Origin of the sequence: Paenibacillus pabuli NBRC 13638 (assembly GCF_001514495.1) — a bacterium.
Classification (GTDB): Bacteria; Bacillota; Bacilli; order Paenibacillales; family Paenibacillaceae; genus Paenibacillus; species Paenibacillus pabuli.
The window spans coordinates 273,063-298,022 of sequence record NZ_BCNM01000001.1 but is presented as its reverse complement, the minus strand read 5'-3'; the positions used below and the strand labels follow the sequence as shown (position 1 = coordinate 298,022).

General features: G+C 45.1%; 23 protein-coding genes. 3 read left to right on the top strand and 20 right to left on the bottom strand.

The window, feature by feature from the left end:
* Positions 1–23: 23 nt before the first annotated feature.
* Positions 24–629 carry a TetR/AcrR family transcriptional regulator gene (locus PPA03S_RS00955; RefSeq protein WP_062318908.1) on the bottom strand — a complete coding sequence of 202 codons (606 nt, stop codon included), beginning with the start codon at positions 627–629 and terminating at the stop codon, positions 24–26.
* A 281-nt stretch (positions 630–910) separates the two neighbouring features.
* Here PPA03S_RS00955 and PPA03S_RS00950 point away from each other — a divergent pair, with 281 nt between their 5' ends.
* Positions 911–2,350, top strand: a complete 1,440-nt coding sequence (locus PPA03S_RS00950; protein ID WP_062319862.1) for a DHA2 family efflux MFS transporter permease subunit — start codon at positions 911–913, stop codon at positions 2,348–2,350.
* 181 nt (positions 2,351–2,531) lie between these two features.
* Here the strand turns inward: PPA03S_RS00950 and PPA03S_RS00945 are convergent, their stop codons facing one another.
* From PPA03S_RS00945 to PPA03S_RS00935, 3 genes are read right to left on the bottom strand one after another with little or no spacing between them, the layout of a single operon-like run.
* Positions 2,532–3,068 carry a GNAT family N-acetyltransferase gene (locus PPA03S_RS00945; RefSeq protein WP_062318906.1) on the bottom strand — a complete coding sequence of 179 codons (537 nt, stop codon included), beginning with the start codon at positions 3,066–3,068 and terminating at the stop codon, positions 2,532–2,534.
* A 59-nt stretch (positions 3,069–3,127) separates the two neighbouring features.
* A complete protein-coding gene (locus PPA03S_RS00940; protein WP_062318904.1) occupies positions 3,128–3,412 on the bottom strand; it encodes a hypothetical protein in 285 nt (94 codons plus the stop codon).
* A gap of 17 nt (positions 3,413–3,429) precedes the next feature.
* Positions 3,430–4,551 (bottom strand): NAD(P)/FAD-dependent oxidoreductase, encoded by a 1,122-nt coding sequence (locus PPA03S_RS00935; RefSeq protein WP_062318903.1) that lies wholly within the window; start codon positions 4,549–4,551, stop codon positions 3,430–3,432.
* Between the two features lie 241 nt (positions 4,552–4,792).
* Here PPA03S_RS00935 and PPA03S_RS00930 point away from each other — a divergent pair, with 241 nt between their 5' ends.
* Positions 4,793–5,608: a helix-turn-helix transcriptional regulator gene (locus PPA03S_RS00930; RefSeq protein ID WP_062318900.1), complete on the top strand. Its 816-nt coding sequence runs from the start codon at positions 4,793–4,795 to the stop codon at positions 5,606–5,608.
* Here the strand turns inward: PPA03S_RS00930 and PPA03S_RS00925 are convergent.
* From PPA03S_RS00925 to PPA03S_RS00875, 11 genes are all read right to left on the bottom strand, one after another.
* Positions 5,605–6,246: an HAD family hydrolase gene (locus PPA03S_RS00925; RefSeq protein ID WP_062318899.1), complete on the bottom strand. Its 642-nt coding sequence runs from the start codon at positions 6,244–6,246 to the stop codon at positions 5,605–5,607. The genes PPA03S_RS00930 and PPA03S_RS00925 overlap by 4 nt on opposite strands.
* Positions 6,247–6,285: 39 nt before the next feature.
* Entirely contained in the window at positions 6,286–6,879 is a 594-nt protein-coding gene (locus tag PPA03S_RS00920) for a DUF1349 domain-containing protein (RefSeq protein WP_062318897.1), read from the bottom strand.
* Between the two features lie 64 nt (positions 6,880–6,943).
* On the bottom strand, positions 6,944–8,188 hold the full coding sequence (locus PPA03S_RS00915; RefSeq protein ID WP_062318894.1) for an MFS transporter: 1,245 nt from the start codon (positions 8,186–8,188) through the stop codon (positions 6,944–6,946).
* An 84-nt stretch (positions 8,189–8,272) separates the two neighbouring features.
* Positions 8,273–9,304 (bottom strand): zinc-dependent alcohol dehydrogenase, encoded by a 1,032-nt coding sequence (locus PPA03S_RS00910; RefSeq protein WP_062318893.1) that lies wholly within the window; start codon positions 9,302–9,304, stop codon positions 8,273–8,275.
* Between the two features lie 59 nt (positions 9,305–9,363).
* Positions 9,364–10,644, bottom strand: coding sequence for an aminotransferase class III-fold pyridoxal phosphate-dependent enzyme (locus tag PPA03S_RS00905; RefSeq protein WP_062318891.1), 1,281 nt, complete (start codon positions 10,642–10,644; stop codon positions 9,364–9,366).
* A gap of 34 nt (positions 10,645–10,678) precedes the next feature.
* Entirely contained in the window at positions 10,679–11,833 is a 1,155-nt protein-coding gene (locus PPA03S_RS00900; protein WP_062318889.1) for a glycosyltransferase family 2 protein, read from the bottom strand.
* 354 nt (positions 11,834–12,187) lie between these two features.
* Positions 12,188–12,754, bottom strand: coding sequence for a TetR/AcrR family transcriptional regulator (locus PPA03S_RS00895; RefSeq protein ID WP_062318888.1), 567 nt, complete (start codon positions 12,752–12,754; stop codon positions 12,188–12,190).
* Between the two features lie 212 nt (positions 12,755–12,966).
* Complete coding sequence (locus PPA03S_RS00890; RefSeq protein WP_062318887.1) at positions 12,967–14,445, bottom strand: Lsa family ABC-F type ribosomal protection protein; 1,479 nt, start codon at positions 14,443–14,445, stop codon at positions 12,967–12,969.
* Positions 14,446–14,984: 539 nt separating this feature from the next.
* The gene (locus PPA03S_RS00885) at positions 14,985–16,685 is read right to left on the bottom strand and encodes an NAD-dependent malic enzyme (protein WP_062318886.1); all 1,701 of its coding nucleotides are present in this window, start codon (positions 16,683–16,685) and stop codon (positions 14,985–14,987) included.
* Between the two features lie 338 nt (positions 16,686–17,023).
* Positions 17,024–17,560 (bottom strand): GNAT family N-acetyltransferase, encoded by a 537-nt coding sequence (locus PPA03S_RS00880; RefSeq protein WP_062318885.1) that lies wholly within the window; start codon positions 17,558–17,560, stop codon positions 17,024–17,026.
* Between the two features lie 16 nt (positions 17,561–17,576).
* Positions 17,577–18,431 carry a MerR family transcriptional regulator gene (locus PPA03S_RS00875; RefSeq protein ID WP_062318884.1) on the bottom strand — a complete coding sequence of 285 codons (855 nt, stop codon included), beginning with the start codon at positions 18,429–18,431 and terminating at the stop codon, positions 17,577–17,579.
* A gap of 110 nt (positions 18,432–18,541) precedes the next feature.
* Here PPA03S_RS00875 and PPA03S_RS00870 point away from each other — a divergent pair, with 110 nt between their 5' ends.
* Positions 18,542–20,047 (top strand): MFS transporter, encoded by a 1,506-nt coding sequence (locus tag PPA03S_RS00870; protein ID WP_062318883.1) that lies wholly within the window; start codon positions 18,542–18,544, stop codon positions 20,045–20,047.
* A 143-nt stretch (positions 20,048–20,190) separates the two neighbouring features.
* Here PPA03S_RS00870 and PPA03S_RS00865 read toward each other — a convergent pair whose 3' ends face one another.
* From PPA03S_RS00865 to PPA03S_RS00845, 5 genes are all read right to left on the bottom strand, one after another.
* Positions 20,191–20,574 (bottom strand): hypothetical protein, encoded by a 384-nt coding sequence (locus PPA03S_RS00865; protein ID WP_062318882.1) that lies wholly within the window; start codon positions 20,572–20,574, stop codon positions 20,191–20,193.
* 138 nt (positions 20,575–20,712) lie between these two features.
* Positions 20,713–21,318, bottom strand: coding sequence for a pentapeptide repeat-containing protein (locus PPA03S_RS00860; RefSeq protein WP_062318881.1), 606 nt, complete (start codon positions 21,316–21,318; stop codon positions 20,713–20,715).
* Between the two features lie 189 nt (positions 21,319–21,507).
* Positions 21,508–21,972, bottom strand: coding sequence for a hypothetical protein (locus tag PPA03S_RS00855; RefSeq protein WP_062318880.1), 465 nt, complete (start codon positions 21,970–21,972; stop codon positions 21,508–21,510).
* Positions 21,969–24,002 (bottom strand): alpha/beta hydrolase family protein, encoded by a 2,034-nt coding sequence (locus PPA03S_RS00850; protein WP_062319860.1) that lies wholly within the window; start codon positions 24,000–24,002, stop codon positions 21,969–21,971. The genes PPA03S_RS00855 and PPA03S_RS00850 overlap by 4 nt, the downstream gene beginning before the upstream one ends.
* A gap of 26 nt (positions 24,003–24,028) precedes the next feature.
* Positions 24,029–24,934, bottom strand: coding sequence for an ABC transporter permease (locus PPA03S_RS00845; RefSeq protein ID WP_411835328.1), 906 nt, complete (start codon positions 24,932–24,934; stop codon positions 24,029–24,031).
* Positions 24,935–24,960 lie beyond the last annotated feature (26 nt).

Sequence of the window (24,960 nt, the reverse complement as noted above, 5' to 3'; positions counted from 1 at the left end):
GATTGTAGACAGATGTTTTTTTGTCATATCAAGTCATTATAGGAATACGCTCGAATTAAAGAGAACTGCTTGGCCAGAAAATGTGGTGCATAAGGCATGTCATTGCGAAGCCAGGCTACGATCGTACCAATCAGGGCTGAGGAACTGTACCATATGGCAATCTCCTTATGAATTCCAGCTTCGGCTAGAGCACTCCCTACCTCCATCCTCTCGATTTTGGCTGTAACGAGTCTTGTGAGCAATTTCATAAGGCGTTCTGTAAAGATGGGAGTTCTTTTTGAAGCGAGAACGACTCTATAAAATTTGGAATGTTCCGCAAAGTGCTCCAGCACTTTTACTAGTACTGGCCATCCCTCATCACTTGCTCCGCTCTCAAAATAAGGAGCATGTTCATCTACGATCCGTTCAATATGTCCGATCATCTCGTCTGCCATTTTTTCCATCATATCCGTAATGTCACGATAATGAAGATAAAACGTCACCCGATTAATGGTCGCTCGTTCCGCAATCCGGTTAACGGACAATTTCTCGATATCCATTTCTTGTAACAGGTCTACAAACGCATCCCGAATCAGCTGTCTAGTACGAAGTATTCGAGGATCTGTAGCGGATTTTTTATCGTTTGTCATGCCAACCCACTCCTTCATTTTTTAAAATTACAATTTTAAATGATTAGTCTTTTATTCTTATATAAAGCGACAAAATTTAAGATTGTGTAGAATAAGCAACGATAATGCCCTGAATCGTAAATTGTAATCTGAGGGAATATGTATATAATTCAATAAATACAATGTAAACTATACAACACGTTGTAAATTTAGTCACGTGTAGATTGAAAGGATGGAATGGATTGAGTCAGGCTAGATTAAAAGAAAGAGAAGATGTAAAAAAAGGCCCCATACTGTTTATTATGATTTTGGGAGCATTTCTTGCCACATTGAACCAAACCGTAATGAGTGTGGCGACTCCGGAGCTGATGGGTGATTTCAATATCTCAGCAGCAACAGCCCAATGGTTTACAACTGGCTATATGTTGGTGAACGGAGTGCTTATTCCCATCACGGCCTATTTCATGCAACGCTTTTCGACAAGGCAATTATTTCAAGCGTCCATGTTTATTTTCCTCATTGGTACGATCATATCTGCCCTTGCGAGTAATTTTGGTACATTGCTGACAGGTCGTATGGTTCAAGCAGCCGGTGCCGGTATTATCATGCCATTGTTGATGCATGTCATTCTAACCCTGTTCACGCCTGAGAAAAGGGGCGCAGCCATGGGTATGGTCGGTTTTGCGATCATTTTCGCTCCTGCGATCGGGCCAACCCTTGCCGGGTATATTCTGGAAAACTATACATGGCAAACCATGTTTTACGGAATGATCCCATTGACCGTTATTGTGATTGGCTTAGCGTTTGTATATCTCAAAAATGTATCCGAACGAGTCAGTACCAAGTTTGACTCACTCAGTGTATTGCTGTCCACGATTGGATTCGGCGCATTACTATACGGCTTCAGCCGGGCAGGAAGTCTGGGGTGGTCAAGTGCAGAGGTAATCATTTGCCTTGCAGCAGGAATCATTGCTCTTGGACTGTTCACATGGCGACAGCTGGCTTCTGCAGCTCCCCTGCTCGATCTGCGGGCTTTCAAGTATAATATGTTCTCTCTGACCACGATCATTAATATTGCGATCACAATGATTATGTATGCAGACATGATGCTGCTTCCTTTATATCTGCAAAATGCGCGCGGCTACACTGCATTGGAGTCTGGACTGCTGTTGCTCCCAGGGGCACTTGTAATGGGCTTTCTGATGCCGGTAACAGGTAGATTGTTTGACCGGTTTGGTGCAAAATGGTTGGCGATTATCGGTATGGTTATCACAATCGTAACGACCATCGGGTTTATCGATCTCACGGATTCGACCAGTTATACGTACCTTGTACTCATGTCAACGGGTCGCCGAATTGGTATGGCCTTGCTCATGATGCCAATCCAAACCGCAGGTTTGAATCAATTGCCGCCAAGACTTGGGCCACATGGTACAGCGATATCCAACACCGTCAGACAGGTCGCTGGAGCTGTAGGTACTTCATTGCTCGTCAGTGTAATGACCAGTCGTACAACGGCACATGTGCAGGATATGGTAACAACCGGCGCAGCCAAAGATTTAACGCAACAACAGTTGGGAATGGAAGCTATGATCCAGGGAATTAATGATGCATATGTCGTCATTATCGGTATTGCCGTTCTCGGATTGCTGCTTTCTTTCTTCATTAAACGAACCAAGCAAGCAGTGGAGGAAGACTCCAAACGGCCTGTACCGCAAAAAGTCTCCATGAACACAAATTAAGAAACGCAAATACAGGATTTGCATCCTGTGAAGCTGTAATCTTTACAGCAAAAGCGGCGGATGAGGACATTCAGATTTACGTCCCATCCGCCGCTTTTTTTGTATTTTTATAAACAGGAATGGCAAGTACACTCAAACCGAATGATACACAACACAACGGGTCTGATATGGGTTCTCGGTTCTATATCGTAGTATCCACTGCAAACATTACATGTTCTTTCCATATCCCCTTAATGTTAATGTTCTGGCGGCCTATCTCCTGAAAACCTGCTTTGCGAAGCACTCGAATCGATCCAATATTGTCGGGCAAAGCCCCTGCTTCCACTCGCTTTATTCCCGCTTCATCAACAGCAAATTTCAGTACCATCTGAAGGGCTTCACTCATGTATCCTTTACCATTGTGCCTTTGATCCAATACATAACCGACAATCCATTTGTCGGTGTGATCCAGTACAAGTTCAAACAAAGAGATTTCCCCAATAAGCTCCTGTGTAGTGTTCAGGAAAATCCCAAAAGAATACCGTTTCTCCTCTTCTCTAGCCTTCGCCCAACCCTCAAGAAGTGCCACTTGGCCCTCCAGCGTATAAAAGCTTTCCGATCGATCGCTTGCCGATATTTCTTCGAATACATCCCGGTTGCGAAGCTGCAAATCCAGCAGTGTTTCCGCGTCTTCGACGTTCAACCACCTTAAATGGATTCGTTCTCTGGCATCATTCATGATTGTTCACCCTTTGCTCTAGTTAGCATCCAGTTCCTGCTCCACAAAACACTTCCAGATTAATCGCCCAGCTTCCCTAAATCCTCTTGTAAGTTCACAAGACGGGTGCGAATTCGTTCGATAGTCTTCTGCGCCTCTGTTAGCTGCTCCATCATTTTTGTTTCTTTCAAAGAACCTGCAGCCGAATCATAAGTTACTTTTGTTCTTACCTGCTGCAATTCCGCCTCTTCATTCTTCAGGTTCTCCTCGGCTTTTGCCAATTCTTCCTCTGCGATCGCAATCTGATGCTCCAGATATACGATATCGGAGGAATTGCCGTGAGCTAATCGCTGGGAATACGTCATGGTTCACCTTTTTCCTTTTATTCGAGAGCTTTTCCAATATCATATGGCTGGATATCGATATCCAGGTTCATACCCAGTGCCAACTTCGCCAGCTGGCATCCGATAAATGGCCCCATCGTCAATCCTGAAGCACCGAGTCCGTTCGCCGTGATCAGACCATGCCACCCAGGAACAATACCCATCACCGGCAGAAAGCCAGGTGTAAACGGACGAAAGCCCACTCGTACCTCCTGAAAAGTACTATCTGCCAGGCCTGGTGCCAGTTCCAGCCCTTTATTCAAAACTTCCTGCATGCCACCTGCCGTTATCCTTGTATCATAACTTTCCATATCATTTTCATGGGTAGCCCCGATGACGATCTTCTGTTGATCAAAAGCCAAAAGATATTGATCTGAAGGCGGCATAATCACAGGCCAATCTCCTGTATCCTGTCGATCATGGACATGCAAATGCATGATTTGGGCCTTTTGAAAATGAACCTTAAAGTTCATTCCCAATGGCCGTAACAACTCATTGGCCCATGCGCCTGCACATACAACAACCTCGTCAGCGGTTATGCTCCTGCCATCTACAATGACTCCGGTTACCCGATCTGATTCATATTGAAGTGTCGCATCCCCGTGGATCAAGGCTGCCCCATTGCGCTGTGCTGATCGGATCAAGGCATCGCGCAGCGCACGTCCATCTATGCGTGCTGCACCACTAACGTATACCGATTGATAATGTTCCTCCAGAAGAGGAAAACGCTCACGGGTTTCTTTTTGATCCAGACGTGTAATATCACCAATCTCTGGGGCATCTTCTTTACGCAAATGTGCTCGATCCTGCATCTTGTCGAGTTTCTCCACATCCGTATGAATGCTAAGAGCGCCCACCCGGGCATAACCCGTTTCCGTTTCCCCTTCACGCTCAAGCTGTTCTATTAATCCGGGATAAAAACGGGCACCTGCCTTGGCGAGCTGATACCAGTCCTGATTACGCCGTTGAGATAACCAGGGACAGATAATCCCCGCAGCAGCATCCGTAGCCTGTCCCTGATCTTTTCGATCAACAAGAACAACCTCTGCTCCGAGTTTTGCTAATTGATAGGCTGTTGATGCCCCAAGAATTCCTGATCCTACCACGATGACTTTCTTCATGATTGCATTCCTTTCCTAAATCACTGTATCCATTATAACGTATACTGCATTGCATGATAATGGCAAGGCAGTGTCATGGAGACGCATATTCCTAAAAGGTTTTCGAAGAAGAGGCGGAGAGAGGGAATTGACATTTAAATTAATGTTATTTATGTAATATAATTCAATTTAGGTTTCTTTTAAAGCTGTAACCACGCTACTTACGTACATGATCCTTTGACGAAATGAGGAAAACACGACGATGCCGAAACCTAGCACGGGGAATCCGCTGGATACCGATATGCCGCTTATGATTACAGGGCAGAACCAGCTGACCGTAGATGAATTGATGAATTGGAATGACCATTCACGGGATTACAGCATTGTGCAGTGCATCGGAGGAACTGGGAGAATTGCAGCCAAAGATCATGAATATTCAATTCGTGAAGGAACCGCTCTCATCATGTTCCCGGAAGTTACTTACCGTTACCACAATCTGAGTGACTCATTGTTGTTCGATTGTCTGTCCTTTAATGGCTATTTATTGCCTCGCTTCTTGCATACCTTGCAGATCGGGGAGCTGCGCGCCTTCAAGCCGGATGGAATGCTTCATATCCTGTTGCATGAAATAACGTTGGCGCTGCAGTCCCGGCACAAGGATCAAATCTGGCACGTATCCGCCTTACTGTACATGCTTCTGGTCAGGTTAACGCTTGAGGGAGAACGTTATAGTGCTTATGAACGCTCTGATGCCCGTTTAAAGCTGGGCGGACTCGTCACTTTTATCAAACAAAATTATCATCAGGATATCTCGCTCTCTATGTTAGCTCAGCAGATCAACGTTACGGAACAGCATTTGAATCGAATTTTCAAAAAGGAATTCCAGATGACTCCGCTCGATTATCTGACGCGTTATCGATTGTTGAAAGCCAAAGAAATGCTCATCCACGATGACGTCATAACGGCCCATGAAATTGCCCAGGCGGTTGGCTTCAACAGCGCCAGCTACTTTGGATCGGTGTTCAAGAAATATGAAGGGATCTCCCCCATCGAGTTACGCAAACAGTACCAGGGTTAAAGGATTTCCATCGTAAGCTCTGCCAGCGAGGATAACCGCAAATCATGCTTCGTAAATTCCAGATTACGCGTTACCTCGTTTGGTACAATGACACAACGAATCCCTGCCGCTTTGGCTGCCTTTAATCCATTAGGCGAGTCTTCAAATACGACGGCTTCGGACGCATCAACCCCAAGACTCTTCAGAGCCAGAAGGTACAATTCCGGATCGGGTTTGACCCGCTTGACATCCTCAGAGGTATGGACCACAGTGAACTGTTCGAAAATGCCAAGATGGTGCAAATAACCATGTACCCAATCCCGAGTGGAGCTGGATGCAACAGCAAGTTGAATCCCCTTATTCCTGGCAGACTGAAGCAGCTCATGTACTCCTGGAAGAATGGCTGCCTGCCCCAGATATGCTTCGTATTTCTGTTCAGATAGCAACTTGATATGATCGTGATCTATTGGTCTTTGCAGCGCTTGCTCCAGATAGAGAAAAGGGTGAAATTCCTCAAACGATGTTCCCACATTTTTCGACCAAAGCTCCAGCCCCAACTGAAGTCCATGCTCCTCATAGATATCGCGGAAAGCATAATACCAGGGAGTCTCCGTGTCCACAATCAGTCCATCAAAATCCAAAATAAAGGCTTTTATCATTCCGCTTTTCTCCCTCCAATGATCGGCAGGGGGACTGGCTTAGAAACGTGCAGTCAAGTCCGGACGGGTCACATTCATAGATAAAAAGTGACAGGTACATCCCGTTCCTGCCGGTGACTGTCCAACCAATCCAGCCCGAATCTCCCCCTGAATCGGCATGCCGAAATACCGAATTAGTTTCCACTCATCCCCGTCGGATGAATAAAAAAATGAAATGCAGTCTTCCACCTTGCGTATGCGCAGATAGGGATTGGCTACAGGAACTTCGATAGAATTGCAATCGTCGGATGAACCTTCTTTGGTTACCACCGACACAATGGTTGCTGCTTTTCCATCATACTCAAAACACAGTTTGCACCAGTTGCGTTCATCCGCCATGACCATCAAACATCCGGAATCATATTGGTTTTTCATGTCTACGGTTAATTGGGTCGTGATTTCGAAATCGTTAGGCACGGGCATCGACAGAAATGGTGCTGTTGCACGGATATGTTTACCCGCCGGATCCTGGAAAAAGTCTGTATCTGCCTGAGCCTCCACAATCAGCCCTCCCTGATCGGTGTAAGACCAGGTGTCCGGCTCATTGATCCAGTTCAGTTGGTTTCTGGTTTCTGTTGCCAATACGTTTGTCATCTCTTTGCCTCCCAAGATATTTTCTGTATCATATATTCGCGATATATACAGAAAACCCCTTCTTCTACATATTTTTGTAAGACTCGATGACTTGGGAGTGTTTCTGAGGATCAGGGAGGAATAACATAATGATCATGAGCAGGACGTAAAGTACAAGAATGACACTAAATAACAGCATTGGATTATAGTGATACAGCAGACCCGTCAGATAACCAGACGGGATAGCTGTTAGTGTCATGACGGTCTGTACTGCTGAGAACATATCCGCTTTTTCGTGCGTGCCCAGTCGGTTCATAAGCAGCGAATCCCGGTACGTTTGCAAGATAAAATTTCCTGCTGCGAGCACAATCAGAGTTAGAAAGAGCATCGCTATGTTTCCCACTGGAATCAGAAGAAAGAGTACGGCCCCCGCTGTGCTGAGTATGATGGAAAAACCGACATACTTCTCTTCCGAGCGTCGTTTCAGACGTGGGATGATGACAAGGTACAGCAGCATGACAGTTACCGCGGTCACTACAGGAATAAACGAGATGACACGATCATCAAACTTTAACTGTTCCTTGAAAAAAATCACCTGAAAGAAATTCAATTGCAGGATCAGATTGGACAACACCGTAATTAAAATAATCGGAAATAGTCTCCGTTTGTAGAACGATTTGCCGAACAAACGCAAACTGGAAGCGAGGCTATGCATCACACGAGTTTGACTATGCATTCCCATAAGCTCTTTCCCGACCTCCGTCTCATCCGTGTACCGATTCCGAATGAAGAACATGGCGGTCATGAGAATTCCCCCCACAAAATAGATACTGGCAAGCGTAGGCACAATCCCAAAGTCTGCAATCACTACCCCCGCAATTGGTGTCAGCACCCCAGCACCTGTAATGATCATGTTGAGAATGGCGAAGACCTTGGACCGTTTGTGTTCCTCCACATCCTCGATGATTAGACAGTTGAAGGAAACCGTCACAAATTTGGAAGTGGCGTTCAGTAAGTAGGCGATCAGAAAAAGCCAGAAATTCTGGGAAAAAGCCCAGATGAACATGGGAACACTCCACGCAACCAAATCAAAAATCAATGTTGTTCGCTTACGCCCCAGCTTATTTGTAATAGAGCCTGCAAACAATTGAAATATAAAGGCAAAATACAGATTTACTGAATTGATCAAACCAATCTCAATATCCGAAAGTCCGGCTTCCTTCATATATAAGGGAGCATAGAAGAGAACGATTGTGCCTGGAATAGCCCATACCGGCTCAAGTAAAATGGAGTACCGCGGATTTTTCGGCAAATCTTGAAGCAGCTTCAATCCATATCCCCCTCTTTCTGCGGTGGTTTACACCGCTGCGAATTCCTTCTTTTCGCAGCGGCAAACCTGACATTGTCTACATGATTATAAGATCAAAGCGGTTTTAACCGAATTCATGGGCAGTTTCTCTCCGGTCCGCAGATGATATCCAATCGTTCCGTTGAATGCCTGTTCATAATCACTCAGCAGTTCCGTGGATGTCACCATTTGCTCCAGTTCCGGGATGCTTTGTGCAAATTTCAGTGCCGTACTGATCATCGAGTGATTAGCCACCGCCCCTATGATACTAATTCCGTCATTAATTACGTGAGTCGATTTGAACGTCACTTCATAGCTGTCGTCATAGCCCATAGGAATGATTCTGCCGCCTTTGGCAATCAGCTCAAATCCCACATGAAGCTGGTTTCCGACAGCATCCACCACGAGATCAAATTTTTTATTGTTATTGATCTCGTACACTTTGTCCAGCGTCAGTTCCTGAGGATAGAAAACATGGTTGGCTATACCTTCAGCAAACTCTTTGCGGTATGGATCGACTTCTGTTCCTACCGTAAGCCGCGCTAGTCGTTTACTCACAAGCTGACATAACGAACCAATGGCTCCGGAACCCAGCACAAGAACGGAATCACTCGGCTTAACCCCTGCTTTCATGAATGTCTGCAGCACACAACCAAGCGGCTCAATCATCATGGCTGTTTCCCAGCTCATGGAATCCGGAATGGGATAGACATACTTCTCATCGCCAACATAATATTCTGCAAAAGTACCATGAGTGGTCATGCCTACCTGATGGTCATCAAAGTTTTCGCAGTAGATGAACAGACCTTCACGGCAATAGGAGCAAATTCCGCAGGATTGGGTAGGGTCAATTAATACCCGATCTCCTACCTGAAGTCCCCGAACCTCTGATCCAACCTCAACGACAGTGCCCACTCCTTCATGGCCGATAACCGTTCCTTTGTTGGCCGGAACTTTTCCTTTCACAATGTTCAGATCCGTACCGCAAATACCTGAGCCGTAAATCTTAACTTTGACCTGGTTTGCCTTTTGGATACTTGGCTCCTCAATATCTTGCAGCGCCACCTGTTTTAGATCCTGATATACGATTGCTTTCATTGAATATTCCTCCTTGTGGGTTCCCTTGTAGGGCATTACTTTAAACGTTTTCGAAAAGCTCAATTCGAAAGGTGCTGCTGCTTCAATACCTCTTTCCAGTCCGATAACGTCTGCAAAAGAGCTTCCTCTACCCATAACAATTCTTCCCGTGTATGAGCATCTGAGAAAATAAAATAGCCTTTGGTGAAAATGCCGAAGTGGGCCATTCTTTTTACGATAAACTCACGGAATGGATCGGTCTGAAAGTTATCCTCAGACATCGATTGAATCGAGAAGCTCGCATAGGTTCCCTTCAACGCCAACTGATCCGTTAATCCAAGAAGTACAAGTTCGGCTTCAATAAGATCCATAATCCGAATTGTAGCCTCCCGCCAGCTTGGCCATACTTTCGCGCTTTTCATCAATCGCTCACATGCAATGGCTGCTGCGAGTGCAGTCGTTTCGCTGGAATGAGCATTGCTGAACCGGACTTGTCCTGATAGCGACATCAAATGCTCTGGTCCCATCACGGCTGCGAGGGGCATTCCATTCGCCATACCTTTGGAGATACAGAGCAGATCAGGCCAGATGTCATACTCCCCTGCTGTAGCCTGCTTCCCCATTCGAATACCCGAAGTCACTTCATCAAAGATAACAATAATATCCAGCGAACGGCATAAGGATACGACTTTCTCCAACGGTTCACGTTTCCATTCATTTGGACACAGGACAATGCAGGCGATATCTTCAGGAGAGGCTGAAATTTGTGCTTCAATTCGCTCTGGCGACGGCTTGTCCACCCAGATGGTTGTGCGTTCAATATCGACCGGAATACCTCGCTCTTTCGTTTCGCGACCATAATACCCATAAGCAGACCAGTCATGCCATCCATGATAGGCAGTGGCAATGACCCTGCTTTTGCCGCTTCCGGCACGGGCCAGACGCACGGCTCCACTGACTGCATCGGCACCGCTCTTGGTGAAACGCAGTGAAGGATAGCGGCCTTCAAATCGCTCCAAAATCAGTTCAGCGCATTCAAGTTCAATATCAGCAGGAATGGAATAACTTGTCCCTTTTTTCAGCTGATGGATGACGGTCAGTTGAACTTCGTGCCGCGCATGTCCCCATGGTGCCGTACCCATGGCCATCTCGCAATCCAGCCATTCATTTCCATCGATATCTATAAACCGGGAATTACGCGCTTCGGCGCAGCATACTGGCGTATATCCCGGAAACAATCGTTCAGGTGCTTTGGCCAACGTACTGCATCCGCTCGGAATGACCTTTTTGACATGTTCCAACCACTCCAGATTCCGGGTAAATCTTACGGCACGATCCAGCGTGCTCTCTTTTGAATTCACCTTTGGTTCCTCCCTTGTTTACTTGGTTTATGAGTTATCGAACTTTGGTGCCAGGCCAGCAGCCATCATATATGCGATCCATCGTGATGACATTGCCATACAGATCAATAATCAAATCTTTGGCCCGATGGGCATGTCTCATTTCAATCCAGTAGCGGTTCTCCAGCAAACGGGCGAAGTTGTCCACCAGAAACAATAAACGGTTCTCGCTATGAATCAGTTCCTTGCCCAAGACCTGCGGCAGCCAGATGGCTCCATTAGAGTTAAAACGGTTGGAATAGTCACGCACCTCAGCCACAGGTGCAATGCCCGCTTCCTCCAGTTTGGTCCAGAACGTATCGGCGTCACTGCGAACTTCCGCAAGGTCAATTCCGATGATTGGCAGATGTTCGTATTCACTTTGGCGATCCAGCTGTTCTTTCAGATGACTGAAAACAAATGGCCAAACATCAGCCTCAATTTCCCCGCCCCACTTTTTCCAGAAACGTGCCAGATTGTTTTTCCGGTTGAAATTTCGGTGAATACCGCTGCTCCGCTCCCAATGATACGCACGAATATTCGGGTTAATGACCGTATCGTATCCGGCCGCTCGTGCCCGCATCTGATAATCAAAATCCTCATATCCGTTAAAGAACTTCTCATCCAGATTGCCAATGGTCTCATAAACTTCCCGCTTCATGCCAAACATCGCGAATACCACCAGTTGAACAGAGAAGGTGTCCTTCGGGATATCTTCAGGCGATGCGTTCAGGAACAGGTGCCTGCCGATGGTATCCGCAAAAGCAATGCCGCAATGCTGCACGCCTCCTGTCTGCGGATACAACAGAACCCCTCCAATCATGCCAATCGTGATATCGCTGTCCAGTGTCTCTTTCATCATCGGTTGCCAGTCCGGCTGGAGAATGGTGTCGGAATCCAGAAAGAAAATATATTCCCCCTTGGCAAGACTTAATGCGCTATTGATCGACACGGCGCAGCCGAGTGGAAAATCATGCTGAAGAATCTCGATGGTCACACCTTCTTTTACTTCTTGCTGCAATCTATCCAGATGTTGAAAGACTGCTGAGCCGGAACCGTCATTGATAAAAATAATCTGGGTGGATGGACTTACCGTCCGAAGCAGCGAATCCGTGAACAGGTTCAAAATGTTATAGTCCTGGTTGACGGGCACAATAATGGTGTAAAGCATGGAATCCCTCCTGTTGGATATGATGGAATGAGTACAAAAGCGGGTTAACACAGTAATCCGTTCAGCGCAGATGATCGACCTCCTTCTCGCAAATTCACTGTCTTAATTTGGTAAGTATTTGAATCTACTAGAAATTTATATCATTTTTTGTAAGTTTAAAATCTTAAATTCTGAACTCTGTTAAAATTTGAATATGTTCCCAGAAGAAAACTCAGCCCCCTTGGAGCAATCACGTTAGTTTTCCATACAAAAAAAACACGCCTAGAGCCATTCCGTATCTATTGATACGGTTGACTTCCAGACGTGCTTCCAATGCAATAATACATAATTTCATAAATGGAGCGGCTACTTATCTTATTTGGCTCTGAAGCCATGATAGAATGTATCCACGACCAATGAGGCTGCCGATTTACGAGCAATATGACCACTTACAACCTGCTGCCAGGTCAGGAACAAAATCGAATACAATACATCTACAATCCAGCCCTTGTCCACATGTTGACGGAAATATCCCTTTTGCTGCAACAAATCGACGGCATGCAGTATGGGCTCTCTCAGTTTCAGATCCGCTCCTTCTATGTCAGAATTGTATTGAATGGTTGCATCATGGGTAAGGAAATAGATCTTATCTCCTAACGGAATAAGCACTTCAATCAGCTCGGGAATATACGTTTCACAGTTTTCCTCATCCAGATGAACGTTTTGCATGGCCTCACTTACGACTTCAATCGCACGCAAGCCCAGATAAACCATTAATTGTTCGCGGCTCTCCACGTATCGGTGCAGTGTTGCAATGCCGATCCTCGCTGAATCAGCAATGTCATTCATCGAAGCATTCGGCTTTTCAATCAGCAATTTGGTCGCTTCGTCTAAAATAGAGTGAAGTCTGGTTTGCCTCATTGATGTCATTTCTTTTTTCAATGTGTGTACACCTCTTAAGGAGTATATTCTATAAATTGATTCAATGATCCATCATATGATGGAATATGACTATAAAAATTATAGCACAACACCTTTCAATACCAATGCCTGATGCAACAAGCGCCCCCTATTATTAGGTATGACCTTTCAAAAGTGTAAAACATAAAAGCCGCCATACGGCGGCTCTTCACATTTATATCATTTCCCGTTGCTTATAGCTCAATAATTCTCGTTGCGATATTTTCGCAAAATTCACTGTCATGTTCTACAAAAAGAAGGGTTGGAGAATACTCCAGCAGCAGCTCTTCGATTTGCATGCGAGAGATCACATCGACAAAGTTGAGAGGTTCATCCCAGATATGCAAATGAGCTTGTTCACTCAGACTTTTGGCAATCAGCACCTTCTTTTTTTGGCCTGCGCTAAATGTCGAGATATCTTTCTCCAATTGCAGCCTGGAAAAATCCAGCTTTCTTAGAATGGATTTAAACAGGCTTTCATCGATTCCCTGCATGACAGCATAATCTGATAACCCGCCTCCGAGATCAGAGGTGTCCTGTGAGACATACGAAATTTTAAGCTGGTGATCCTTTCGAAAATGACCTGTATAAGGGATAGGTTCATCACAGATCAGTTTGAGGATACTTGATTTTCCAGACCCGTTTTTACCGTAAAGCGCAATACGATCCCCTTTTTCAACGGTAAAACTGACATCCTCACATACCGTATTGGAGCCGTATGCAATCGATACATGATCCAATTCAACAAGTTCCTTCTTGTGAAAATCCAGTTGATGAATCTGGAGGCGTTCCGCATTTTCAATATTTTTGAGCAGTTTGGACTTTTCATGAATGGCAGATTGCTGCCTCTGCTCGATATGTTTGGAACGTTTCATCATTTTGGCAGCCTTGTGTCCAATATAGCCTTTATCCACCTTTGATCCGGAGTTTCTCGTACCATTTTTCGTTTTTTCGACTTCATGCGACCATCCCCCCGTCCGTTTGGCCGAGTCGGATAAACGTTTGATGTCTTTTATTAATTTCTCATTACTTGCAAGTTCGTACTGGTCCTGCCTTTGTTTGTTTTCCCACCAAGCGGAGAAGTTCCCCTTCTGAATCTCGATGTTATTTTTATTGATGGACAGAATGTGGTCTACGCTGTTATCCAGAAAGGATCGATCGTGGGATACCAAAATAAATCCACTTTTGCTGCGAAGATAATTACTGACGAGTTTTCTCGCATGCATGTCGAGATGATTGGTAGGTTCATCAATGAGCAGGAATCGATTATCCTTCAGAAACAAGGCAGCCAGCATGACCTTCGTTTGTTCTCCATTGGATAAGGAATCGAAAGGCCGATACAGTACATCTTCTGAAACCTTTAACAAGTTAAGCTCTCGTACCAGCTGCCAGTGCAGATATTCAGGATAAACCTCATCGATGACGTCGAGGGTCATTGCACCTTTGTTCTCAACCTGAAAAGGAAAGTACTCAAAGCTGACATTCGCAGAAATAGTTCCGCTGTATTCATATTTACCAAGCAACAGATTGAGGAAAGTCGTTTTGCCTCTGCCGTTCCTTCCGGTAAAACCCAGTTTCCAATCGGAGTCCAACTGAAAACTCACATTTTCAAATATATTATCGTAACTGCCATCATAGGCAAAGGTTAGGTTTGTAACATTGATTAAAGACATAAAGATCATCCTTTTTATGTGAAATATAAAAGTTAACCGACGGGATATTAACCACGACATGGTCCCTCACTTTATATTTGAACATAATCAGAATTTCAATCCGCTCTGAAAGAATGACATACTTCTCAATGTCTGATGGATCAGTATATCCTCGGATGAAAAAACGCAAAAAAGCCCCAGTTCACCGGTGCTTTTTATGCGTTACATCAACCTGACTATACGATAAAGGAACTTAGCGACATCCTATTCGGGCGCCAAGTGATCTATGCATAGGAGGATAAAGGGCCGGATTCTGATTAGTTATGTTGTGAACCATGCCAGTCTTCATGTTCGTTGACAGGTCCACATAAACATCTACAACCTCTAATTCAGTCATCGCGCTATCCCCCTTTAAAAACTCAACAATTTAATACCAAAAACTTAACATGGAATAAACCAGGGGTCAAGGTGAGAAATCAAGTAGACCTCCTTCTTCAAGTCCCCCTTAACAGACTCATATGGATTAAATAGCCACATGCACTGATTTAATTATTCAATGATTAAACAGCTGCATACAGTGGTTTGTACACCGGATGCCACATAGCAGCCTGGACAGCCTCTTCCACATCCTTGAGCTCCACACGTGCTACGCCATCTTCCACAGCCGCTTTGGCGACCGCGACTGCAACTTTGTACGAAACAGCTTGCAGTTCCTTGACTCTTGGCAGAAGCGGAGCGCCTGGAGCTGAGGGATCTACAGCACCAGCAACAGCTAATGCAGCAGCGGTAAACATGTTTTTTGTGAATCTGGAGGCCTTCGTCACAATAGCTCCCAGACCCAAACCGGGGAAAACAAAAGCATTATTGGATTGACCAATTTCATATAAAGTTTCGTTAAACATGACAGGTTCGAATGGACTTCCTGTTGCAATTAACGCTTTGCCATCAGTCCACTCAATCAGACTTCTTGGCGCAGCTTCGGCAAGTGATGTCGGGTTGGACATAGGCATAATGATCGGACGATTCACATGCTTCGCCATTTCTTTGACAACCTGTTCGTTAAAGGCACCTGTCACACCGGACGTCCCGATCAGGATCGTTGGTTTAATCTGTTTAACGGCTTCAAGCAGACTTACCTGTCCCTGCTCATCCAGAGCCCAATCCTTAATTTCAACAGCTTTACGTGCATAAGGTTTCTGGAATTCAAACAGACCTTCCGTCTCATCGGTAAGAATTCCGCGGTAATCGAATGCCCAGAACCGGTTCTCCGCTTCCTCCTGGCCAAGACCTTCTTCCATCATGGCATCACGAATCTGATCCGAATTGCCGATTCCGGCCGCCCCTGGACCAAACACAAGAACACGATGCTCGCGAAGAGGTACACCCGTCACTTGAACCCCGGACATAATCGCCGCAAGCGTTACTGCACCCGTCCCCTGTATATCGTCATTAAACGTAAGGAGTTCTTCCCCATACTTCTGAATAATATGTCTGGCATTCACGCTGCCGAGGTCTTCCCAGTGAAGAAGAACATCCGGGAACCACTTTGTTGTTTCTTTCACAAAGGCTTCGATAAATTGATCATATTTCTCCCCGCGGATCCGTTCATGTCGGTTTCCCACATACAATGGATCATTCAGCAATTTGGGATTATTGGTTCCAACGTCCAGCACGACAGGCAGTACGCGGCTTGGATCCACACCTACTGCTGCTGTGTAAACAGCCAGCTTGCCAATAGCAATATTAATACCGCCAACGCCCCAGTCTCCGATACCCAGAATACTTTCCGAGTCGGTCACCACAATCAGATCCACATCTCCAGCATGCAATCCACTGTTGCGGAAAGCTTCTTCCAGCCCGTCCATATCATTAATGGATAAATATAGACCACCGGGTCTATGGTACTGATGGCTATATTCCTGGATCGCTTGTCCGACCGTAGGGGTATACACAATCGGCAGCATTTCACTAAGATGATCCTTCATTAGACGGTAGAATAGGACAATATTTCGGTTGAACAGATCACTCAGCATGATGCTCTTGCGCAAATTATCTGATTCATTCTGCAATTGCTGATATACCCGACTTACTTGTTCTTCAATATTTAAAACCATCGGCGGCAGAATACCGTTTAGATTAAGCTCTCTTCTCTCTTCTTCGGTAAAAGCAGTACCCTTGTTCAACATGGGATTGGACAGAACATCCTTGCCTTTCAAAGAGGTTTTTACGTTTCCATTGGAATCTACAAAAAATGAGTTCATTTTACGGATTGCCTTCTTTCATGATGTCTTGGCGTTATAACGCTTTTGTATTCTTTTTAATTTATTTTTGATATTTAATAACTTTTGGTTAGCATCTAATCTTCCGATGACAATTATATGACATTTTTTATATCATGTAAACGAACTCATGAAACTTTCATGATTGCAATTCCATTTCAATTCGATAAACAAAATTTATCACTCGTCACCATTTCAACAAATTCATTTTATGATTGTATTGACATGATGCCAAAAAAGCCACGATTCTCGTGGCTCCAACTTTGCTCCATCTGATGTGTAATTCCTCCTGAAACTTCTCATGAGGTTCTCACCCGAAGTCAGTATAAATAGCCCAAGAAATCGAGTTCTCCCTCACTCCATGACAAGGTTCCAACTTCTTTTATCATTAATCCTTCAACCTTTTGGCATCCAATTCCGATGGTTGCTAAGGTTTCATGGTCAATTTTTAGCCATTTACATGTATTGTTTACCGCTTTGTATCCATGTTTACTATATAATTTCTCATGATCTGCAAATAAAAGTACAAAATCACTACTCTCCCGAGATCGTTTTTCCGCTTCAGAAAGCAACAGGGAACCGAGTCCTTGTGAGCGATGTGCAGTAGAGACACATAGATCGATGATGCCCATTACTCGTACTGCTTTTCCATTTAAATTCATCATTCTGTAATCTAATCCTACATGCCCAATCAGTTGATTATCTGAGGTGAATGCTAATATTCTGCAATGTGGAATTTGCTTGAAAAACAATCGCTCTTTCGGGTAAACCTCTGGAAAACTGGCAATGAGCAATTCCTGAAGATGCGTTGACCATTCTTCGTTCAAATCCATATCATAAGTTTTAATTAATTTCAAAAAGTATCCCCCTGGATTAAATCGATTTCTGTTCTGTATTTGTCTCAACAACCTTACACACTTCTACGTATATCTTGATGATATACTCATCCGGATTATTTTTCGCAAAATAACTGAGCAGATCCATGGCATACACGTTTCCACAGATTTCAAATCCCTCTCGTTCGATATGCTCTTTGATGATTAAATATGTTTTGGGCATGCTTTCATATGATCCTCGATGATTCAAAACAGCATACAGTCCTTTGGGCTTGACCAGCATCGATTCGCCAGGAATCGGTGCTTTTATTTGGTTGCAAAAGTAGTCCGGGTAGAAGTGTCCCGTCTCAAAACTCTCCTGACAAACTACAGTCCATACCGGAAACTCATATTCGATCATTCGCTCTTCACAATGGTTTCGATATTCGACAAACTTGCGGGTAAATTCCTTGTCTCCATCTCCCCGTTCCAGTTGAACGGCAATAAAATATTCTTTCTCGCATTCTTCAAAAGCCAGACCTTCATGTGAAGCACTCATAGCTTGTTGTGTCATGACAATGGCGCCATTCAAGAGCTTTTGCATACGTTTGATTCGGAGTTGTTCTAGCTCCAGTTCCTTCATTTTCTGTTCAAACAGCTCGATTAATAAAGGCGTATTTTGATTTTGAATAAAAGTCTTAATTTCCTCTAGAGAGCTTCCCGCCTTCTTCAGCACATGGATTATATCAAGTACATAGGTTTGCTGAATACCGTAATAACGGTAACCGTTGGAATTCGTAAACTCCGGCTTTAACAGTCCAATCTCATCATAATGAAATAAAGTATGTTTAGTGACTCCGCAGATTTTTGCAAATTCACTGGTAGTAAATTGTTGTGTATGGTTTCCCGACATAGTACAGGCCTCCGCTAGAATCTATAGTTCAAAATTAATTTGACTATAGGGTAACCCTATAGTTTATGGTTTAAAAATGCAAGTATCTATTTATATTGTTGGAGGAAAATATGTCAAAATTCAAACGTTGGATGATTCTTGTTATTGTATCAAGTGCACTATTACTTATTGTGATGGACATGACCATCCTGTACACTGCTTTACCCAGCTTAACCCATGATTTAGGTGCGTCAGCCTCAGAAAAATTATGGATTCTGAACGGTTACTCCCTCGTCATGGCGGGGCTTCTGCCTGCAATGGGAACGCTCGGGGACCGCTTTGGTCATAAAAAAATATTCACCCTGGGATTGCTCGTATTTTCTGTCGCTTCTCTTACTGCAGCCTTTTCTCCAGTACCAGCTGTACTGGTCATGAGTAGAATTCTTCTTGCAGTGGGCGCATCCATGATGATGCCAGCAACATTGTCGATCATCAGGGTTACTTTTACGAATGAGCGAGAACTCGCACTCGCGATTGGTATTTGGGGTTCCATTGCATCAGGTGGAGCAGGACTGGGACCGATTGTCGGTGGACTGCTTCTTCAACATTTCTGGTGGGGTTCTGTGTTTCTGATTAATCTCCCCATTGCCATCCTTGCGTTTATATTGGCCTTGAAAATGATTCCTACACATCAAGGGGATACGTCGAAAAAGTGGGATTTTACCAGTTCCAGTCAGATCATGATTGCCATGGTGGGAATTATCTATTCCATCAAGGAATTTACAAGACGTGAAGGATCTCTCACACTCGCCATCATTGCTGCAATGATAGGTGTTCTGTCCCTTATCATCTTTATTCGCCGTCAGAATAACAGTTCCAACCCGCTTCTGGATCTGACCTTGTTCAAAATCCCAAGATTCAGTACCGGCTTTATCACCGCGCTGATCGGTTTGTTTGCGCAAATGGGGGTACAATATATGGTCACTCAGCGCCTTCAGCTTGTGGAAGGCATGTCACCGCTTCAAGCTGGACTATTCACCGTGTCCATACCCGTTGCAGCACTCATTGCAGGACCCATTACCGGGTTCCTCATGCATCGTCTGGATGTCGTATATATCAAAAGTTTCTCTCTCTTGATCGCCGGTCTGGGCATAGGAATTTATCTGATGCAGTTTAATACAGGTTATACCGGGCAGATTCTCGGTTTAGCACTGCTTGGGGCAGGTCTTGGTTCAGGAATGACAGCTGCATCCCATTCCATTATGAGTTACGCTCCTCCTCATAAAGCGGGTATGGCAGCGTCGATTGAGGAAGTCGGTTATGAGTTGGGCGGAGCATCGGGTATTGCCATCATCGGAAGCATGTCGACGCTTGTCTACACACTCGCTATGAAGATTCCTGCAGGAATTAGTGTCCCCGCTAATGTGAAGGACAGTTTGGATGAAGCTCTTCTCGCTGCCGAAAGTTTACCTGCTGATTCTGCCGAATCACTTAAAATTGCCGCGTTTGCTGCTTTTGACCAATCCTTTTTTGTTGTCATTGCAGGGGTGACTTTATTTTTGCTTGTTGCTGCTCTGGTCATGGGCTTGGTAGCTTTGCACTTAAAACGATCAAAAAGCAAAGCGGCTAATGCCTGATGCACTTCACTTCATTTCATCAATAAAGCGAGGTATATAATCATGTGGTTTCCGATAACCAATGGAATTGTTATTTTAATCGGTATATTTGCTATTTTTCTGATCGTTAGAAATTTGTCAAAAGAAGAGGATTAATTATTAGTCTACGGAACATAGGCATCCTCTACCTCAACCTTTCGATCATTTCCGTTAACTATGTATCTTACGTTAATCACATTTCCTTTTTGGAATAGCGGAATATGTGTAACGGGGATATATGTCTCTACAATTGAGGGAAAGGTACGGCCGTCAACTTGGGTTACGGTCAAATCCAGTCGCACTCCAGGCCTTCCATCCATACTGGATGAAGTCTGCACAATATCATGAATAACTGCCTCTGCGGGAATTCCCTCCATCAAAATACTTTTTCGAAGGTGCTGTTTCTGTTGATTGTTACGCAGCAGTTTAAATGCCATAATCGTAGTGATCGTACCTGTAATAAGCCCAAAGCCAATAATAGCAACAATAGTAATTAATGTGGTCGTCATAATAGCCCCCCTTTTATTAGAAACGTATGTTTACTACTTCTTGTTTATATCTCTTATTCCTGCAAATTTGCTTGAACTGGAACGCCTCAATGCCAAAAAAACCGCCTTAACGGCGGTTTCTTGCTGTTTCTGTTCACCTTAATCCACTTTCGCACCATAAGAGCGTACAAACAGAACCGATTGTTCGCGATCCAAACGTACACCTTTGATATCCAATGATTTCAGGTCGATTCCTTCCAGATTAGCCCCTCTAAGATCGGCCCCTTGCAGCTTGGCTCTGCTTAAAACTGCTCTTGTGAGATCACAATCTCTCAAATCCGCTTTGGTAAAATCCGTGTCCGTAAAGTCGGCTTCATAGAAGCGAATTCCCCGCAAATCCTGTTTGCCCAATCGGGTATGTCTCAGATTCGTATAAGACCAATCGCCCTGACTTAGTGTAATACCATCCATTTGGGCACCCGAGAAGTCCGACCCCGTCATCTTGCAGGAACTGAATTTGGAAGCGAAGAGATTAGCACCACCAAACAAACAATTTTCAAAAGCCGACTCTCTATGCACGGAGCCATTCATGGATGCGCCTTTAAAGTCACATTCGATAAAACGGCAGTTGCTTGTCTCGATTTCTTCCATAGAAGCGTTCATAAAAGTACACTGTTTGAATACACAGCTGATCAGTTCTCCATAACGCAAATCACGTCCTTCAAAATGTACAGCTTCATATTCCTGATCCTTATATTGATACATCATGTACACCCCATCATTGTATAATTATCATGCGTTCACCATAAAAAGAACTTTTTATAATATACCACACGGCTGTCAAGTACCTGCTTATGAGCCTACAAAAGTCAAGATTCTTATTTTTCAAAGAAACAGTGCATTACAGTAAAAAAGCCGCGATCATCGCGGCTTTGGGCTTCCTACTATGGTTTGCTAGTACTTCAATCGGATGTGGACAGGGATGCGGGGCGATGCGTCAATGTCCTGGTCGGTATATTGCTTCTCTTTTTGCACCATCCACTGTCTGCCAACCAGCAATTGCAGCAACTCGATCTCTTTCAAGGTCAGGTGAACCTGTTTCAGTGACAGATCTTCCTGGATAAAATCCTGATCTGCCTTAAGGTCAAACCGGAAATAGAGTAATCTTTTCAAGGCATTCATATGCAAAAATTTAAACTCATAGACTCCTTCTCGTATGGCCTCTTCCCAGTTATCTCCTACTTCTGCTGCTATACCCAGTCTGTCCCCCAGATCCATCATGGGTTCCTTGACCTTGGATAACAAATGAGAAAAGTCTTTTCTCAGCAAGCCATCAATAATGACTTCACTCGGTTCTCCGCTCGTCAGTACGTTCTCTACTAACAGGGCTACAGGAATGGATAGCTGGACTCGGCTCATGCTCTGCCCTCTCCATCGCTGAGGTATTGATTAAACCAAGCATTAACCTGTTCAAAGCTATCTACACGCAGCGAGGGTTTCCCGGTTTTGAGCAAAGAATGATTGGATCCAGGATACCGAATCAGTTTGGTTGTTTTTCCATAACGCTTCAATGTCGTATATAACTCTTCCGCCTGTCCGATCGGTGTACGATAGTCCTGCTCTCCATGCATGATCAGTAATGGTGTCTCAATCTTGTGCGCATGAGCAAGCGGGGAGCGGGACCACAGCAAGTCAGCATGTTCAGCCGGATTCCCACCAATAACTCCCTCCACATAGGAGATTCCAATATCGCTGGTTCCATACATGGATAACCAATTGGATATGCATCGCTGCGTTACTGCCGCTTTGAAACGATTGCTGTGCGCCACAATCCAGTTGGTCATGACACCTCCATAACTGCCACCGCCTATGCCAAGACGTGTTTCATCCAGGAATTCGGTTGTAGCAAGTGCATAATCCACCGCCTCCAGCAGATCCCGGCAGTCTCCCCCGGCAAAATCGCCCCGGCAAGCTTTGGCGAATTCCTGCCCGTATCCCATACTTCCGCGGGGATTCACCCATAGAACAGCATACCCCTGCGCAGCAAGTGTCTGCATTTCGTGGCTGAAGATGCCTGTATACATCGCATGCGGCCCACCATGAATCTGTAATATCATCGGTACTTTCATGTTCGGTTCATCCATAACAGGCTTCAGTAACCAACCCTGAATCGGCCATCCGTCCGATGATGTGAATTCGACACGTTCAGGTACATTCACTTGCAGTCCTGCGATGAATTCATCGTTTCGCTGTGTCAGTCTGATCATATCCCCACTGTCGATATCCACACGGTACAGTTCCCCGGGGCGATCCTCAGTCAATGCGCCAATGACCAGCATCTTACCATCAGGGGACAGTGTATATTGATATACATCCTTCTCATCGCTTCCTGTCACCGATTGGCAATGACCATTTTCGGTGATTCGATACACATTGACACTTCCGCCATGAGTCCCCAGTACATAAGCCGTACGTTGCGCAAGACGGTCATCCATCAGAGGCGACGGAGATGGACTTGCCGCTTTCATGTCCCCGAGTGCTGCATTTCCCAACTGCATATCGATCTCAGGTGCAACCTGTCTTGGTATTCCTCCGGTGCTCGGCACATCATATAGTCTGTTGTGACTCCCACTGCCATACTCACGATCACTGGCGATCAGAATCAGGTGCTGTCCGTCGGGTGAATACGCGAATTGGCTCACCAGTAGGCTGGAATCCGTTACTTTGCATATCTTGCCGCTTGGCAACTGCACGGTATGTACATCTGCAAAATACAGCAGATCAGCATCCAGTTCCTCATCTTGCACTTGCTTTGAAATATAGGATATGGCCTGACTGTCCGGGGACCAGACTGGAGCAGAAACATTCCAATGTCCGGACGTAACCTGTGTAATGGTTCCATTTCCGATCTCATATACAAACAAATGGCTATAAAGACCATCCCACCAACCAGAGCCTTCCGCTTTGGGTGTTGTGCGTTCAAACACCTTACCCCTCAAGGGACTTACCTTAGGTGATTCGTCTATCTTGGATCCATTGTCTGCCTTCGCTTCTTCTTTACCTTCCACAACTTTGCTGGTGAATGCAATATATTTCCCATCCGGTGACCAGACAAATTGCGATAGCTTGCGCTCAGGCGAGATGCGATTTACAGCCGTTTGATCGTCTGATGCAATAGTCCATAGCCCCTTACCCCCGCTTTCCAATCGTAAAAAAGCGAGTTGTGTTCCATCCGGTGACCAGGCAGGAGATGAATCCTTCAATCCATCTGTTAGGGGCTTGTCCTCACATCCATCCAAGGAAACACTCCGAATATGCGTATGATACTCATTTTTCTGCGGATCAATCGTCTGTTCAACATATGCCACCTGACCATCCTGATTGATTACAGGCTGGCTAACCCAGCGGTAATGATATAAGTCCTCTGGCAAGATCGGTCTTCGGTTCATGTCCATGGCTCCCATCTCCGTTCCTCTTATTTCTTGTTCGTATCCGTACGTGGATCAAGCACATCGCGCAGCCAATCTCCCAGGAAAATGACACCCAGAACCGTCAGCGTAATTGCTAGTCCAGGGAAAGTTGCCACCCACCAGCTTGTCGCCACATATTGTCTGCCATCACTGAGCATGCCTCCCCAGGAAACGTCAGGTGGCTTAATGCCAAGACCCAGGAAACTGAGCGAAGCTTCCATAATGATCGTGGTCCCGACGTTCATCCCACAGATCACAATAAAGGAAGATAAAATATTCGGCAGAATATGTTTCAGAATCAACCTCCCATTCTTGGCACCGATGGATCGGGCAGCGTGAACAAAGTCCCGTTCCTTGATACTCAACACCTCACTGCGGACCACACGGGTGAAAGGCACCCAGTTAGTCACACCGATAACCAAAATCAGCGTCGTAATCCCTGGACCCACAATAGCCATTACAACGAGCATAAACAGAATGGTAGGGATGGCCATGAATGCATCACCTACGCGCATAATAACCGCATCCAGCCATTTTCCGTAAAATCCGGACAACAGACCAAGAATGGCACCAATGATTCCGGACACGATGACTGCACCCATGCCTACGATTAAAGAAACCCGCGCACCATATACAATTCGGCTCCACATGTCCCTGCCCAGATTATCCGTCCCCAGCCAGTATTCAGCCGTTCCCCCTTCAAGCCAAGCTGGCGGTTTAAGACGATTGAGGGGATTCACTGCACCCGGATCATGACTCGTTAACAGAGGTGCACATAGGGCAATTAACACAACCAACAAAACGAGCACAGCGCCAAATATTCCGGTCTTGCTGATGATCAGTTGTTTCCAGATATAGCGAAGTCCTGTTGGTGTACGTACATTCTCATGTTCCTGTTCTGTACCCGGCATTGGCATTTCATTGCTGCCTGTCATCG

Bases quoted from the DNA above. Each gene is read 5' to 3' on its own strand.
- PPA03S_RS00930 (WP_062318900.1), top strand. From the start codon at position 4,793: ATGCCGAAACCTAGCACGGGGAATCCGCTGGATACCGATATGCCGCTT.
- PPA03S_RS00910 (WP_062318893.1), bottom strand. From the start codon at position 9,304: ATGAAAGCAATCGTATATCAGGATCTAAAACAGGTGGCGCTGCAAGAT.
- PPA03S_RS00855 (WP_062318880.1), bottom strand. From the start codon at position 21,972: ATGAGCCGAGTCCAGCTATCCATTCCTGTAGCCCTGTTAGTAGAGAAC.
- PPA03S_RS00935 (WP_062318903.1), bottom strand. From the start codon at position 4,551: ATGAAGAAAGTCATCGTGGTAGGATCAGGAATTCTTGGGGCATCAACA.
- PPA03S_RS00940 (WP_062318904.1), bottom strand. From the start codon at position 3,412: ATGACGTATTCCCAGCGATTAGCTCACGGCAATTCCTCCGATATCGTA.
- PPA03S_RS00955 (WP_062318908.1), bottom strand. From the start codon at position 629: ATGACAAACGATAAAAAATCCGCTACAGATCCTCGAATACTTCGTACT.
- PPA03S_RS00850 (WP_062319860.1), bottom strand. From the start codon at position 24,002: ATGAACCGAAGACCGATCTTGCCAGAGGACTTATATCATTACCGCTGG.
- PPA03S_RS00845 (WP_411835328.1), bottom strand. From the start codon at position 24,934: ATGCCGGGTACAGAACAGGAACATGAGAATGTACGTACACCAACAGGA.
- PPA03S_RS00900 (WP_062318889.1), bottom strand. From the start codon at position 11,833: ATGCTTTACACCATTATTGTGCCCGTCAACCAGGACTATAACATTTTG.
- PPA03S_RS00945 (WP_062318906.1), bottom strand. From the start codon at position 3,068: ATGAATGATGCCAGAGAACGAATCCATTTAAGGTGGTTGAACGTCGAA.
- PPA03S_RS00890 (WP_062318887.1), bottom strand. From the start codon at position 14,445: ATGTCTTTAATCAATGTTACAAACCTAACCTTTGCCTATGATGGCAGT.
- PPA03S_RS00920 (WP_062318897.1), bottom strand. From the start codon at position 6,879: ATGACAAACGTATTGGCAACAGAAACCAGAAACCAACTGAACTGGATC.
- PPA03S_RS00925 (WP_062318899.1), bottom strand. From the start codon at position 6,246: ATGATAAAAGCCTTTATTTTGGATTTTGATGGACTGATTGTGGACACG.
- PPA03S_RS00875 (WP_062318884.1), bottom strand. From the start codon at position 18,431: ATGTCGGGAAACCATACACAACAATTTACTACCAGTGAATTTGCAAAA.
- PPA03S_RS00865 (WP_062318882.1), bottom strand. From the start codon at position 20,574: ATGACGACCACATTAATTACTATTGTTGCTATTATTGGCTTTGGGCTT.
- PPA03S_RS00885 (WP_062318886.1), bottom strand. From the start codon at position 16,685: ATGAACTCATTTTTTGTAGATTCCAATGGAAACGTAAAAACCTCTTTG.
- PPA03S_RS00860 (WP_062318881.1), bottom strand. From the start codon at position 21,318: ATGTATCAATATAAGGATCAGGAATATGAAGCTGTACATTTTGAAGGA.
- PPA03S_RS00950 (WP_062319862.1), top strand. From the start codon at position 911: ATGATTTTGGGAGCATTTCTTGCCACATTGAACCAAACCGTAATGAGT.
- PPA03S_RS00870 (WP_062318883.1), top strand. From the start codon at position 18,542: ATGTCAAAATTCAAACGTTGGATGATTCTTGTTATTGTATCAAGTGCA.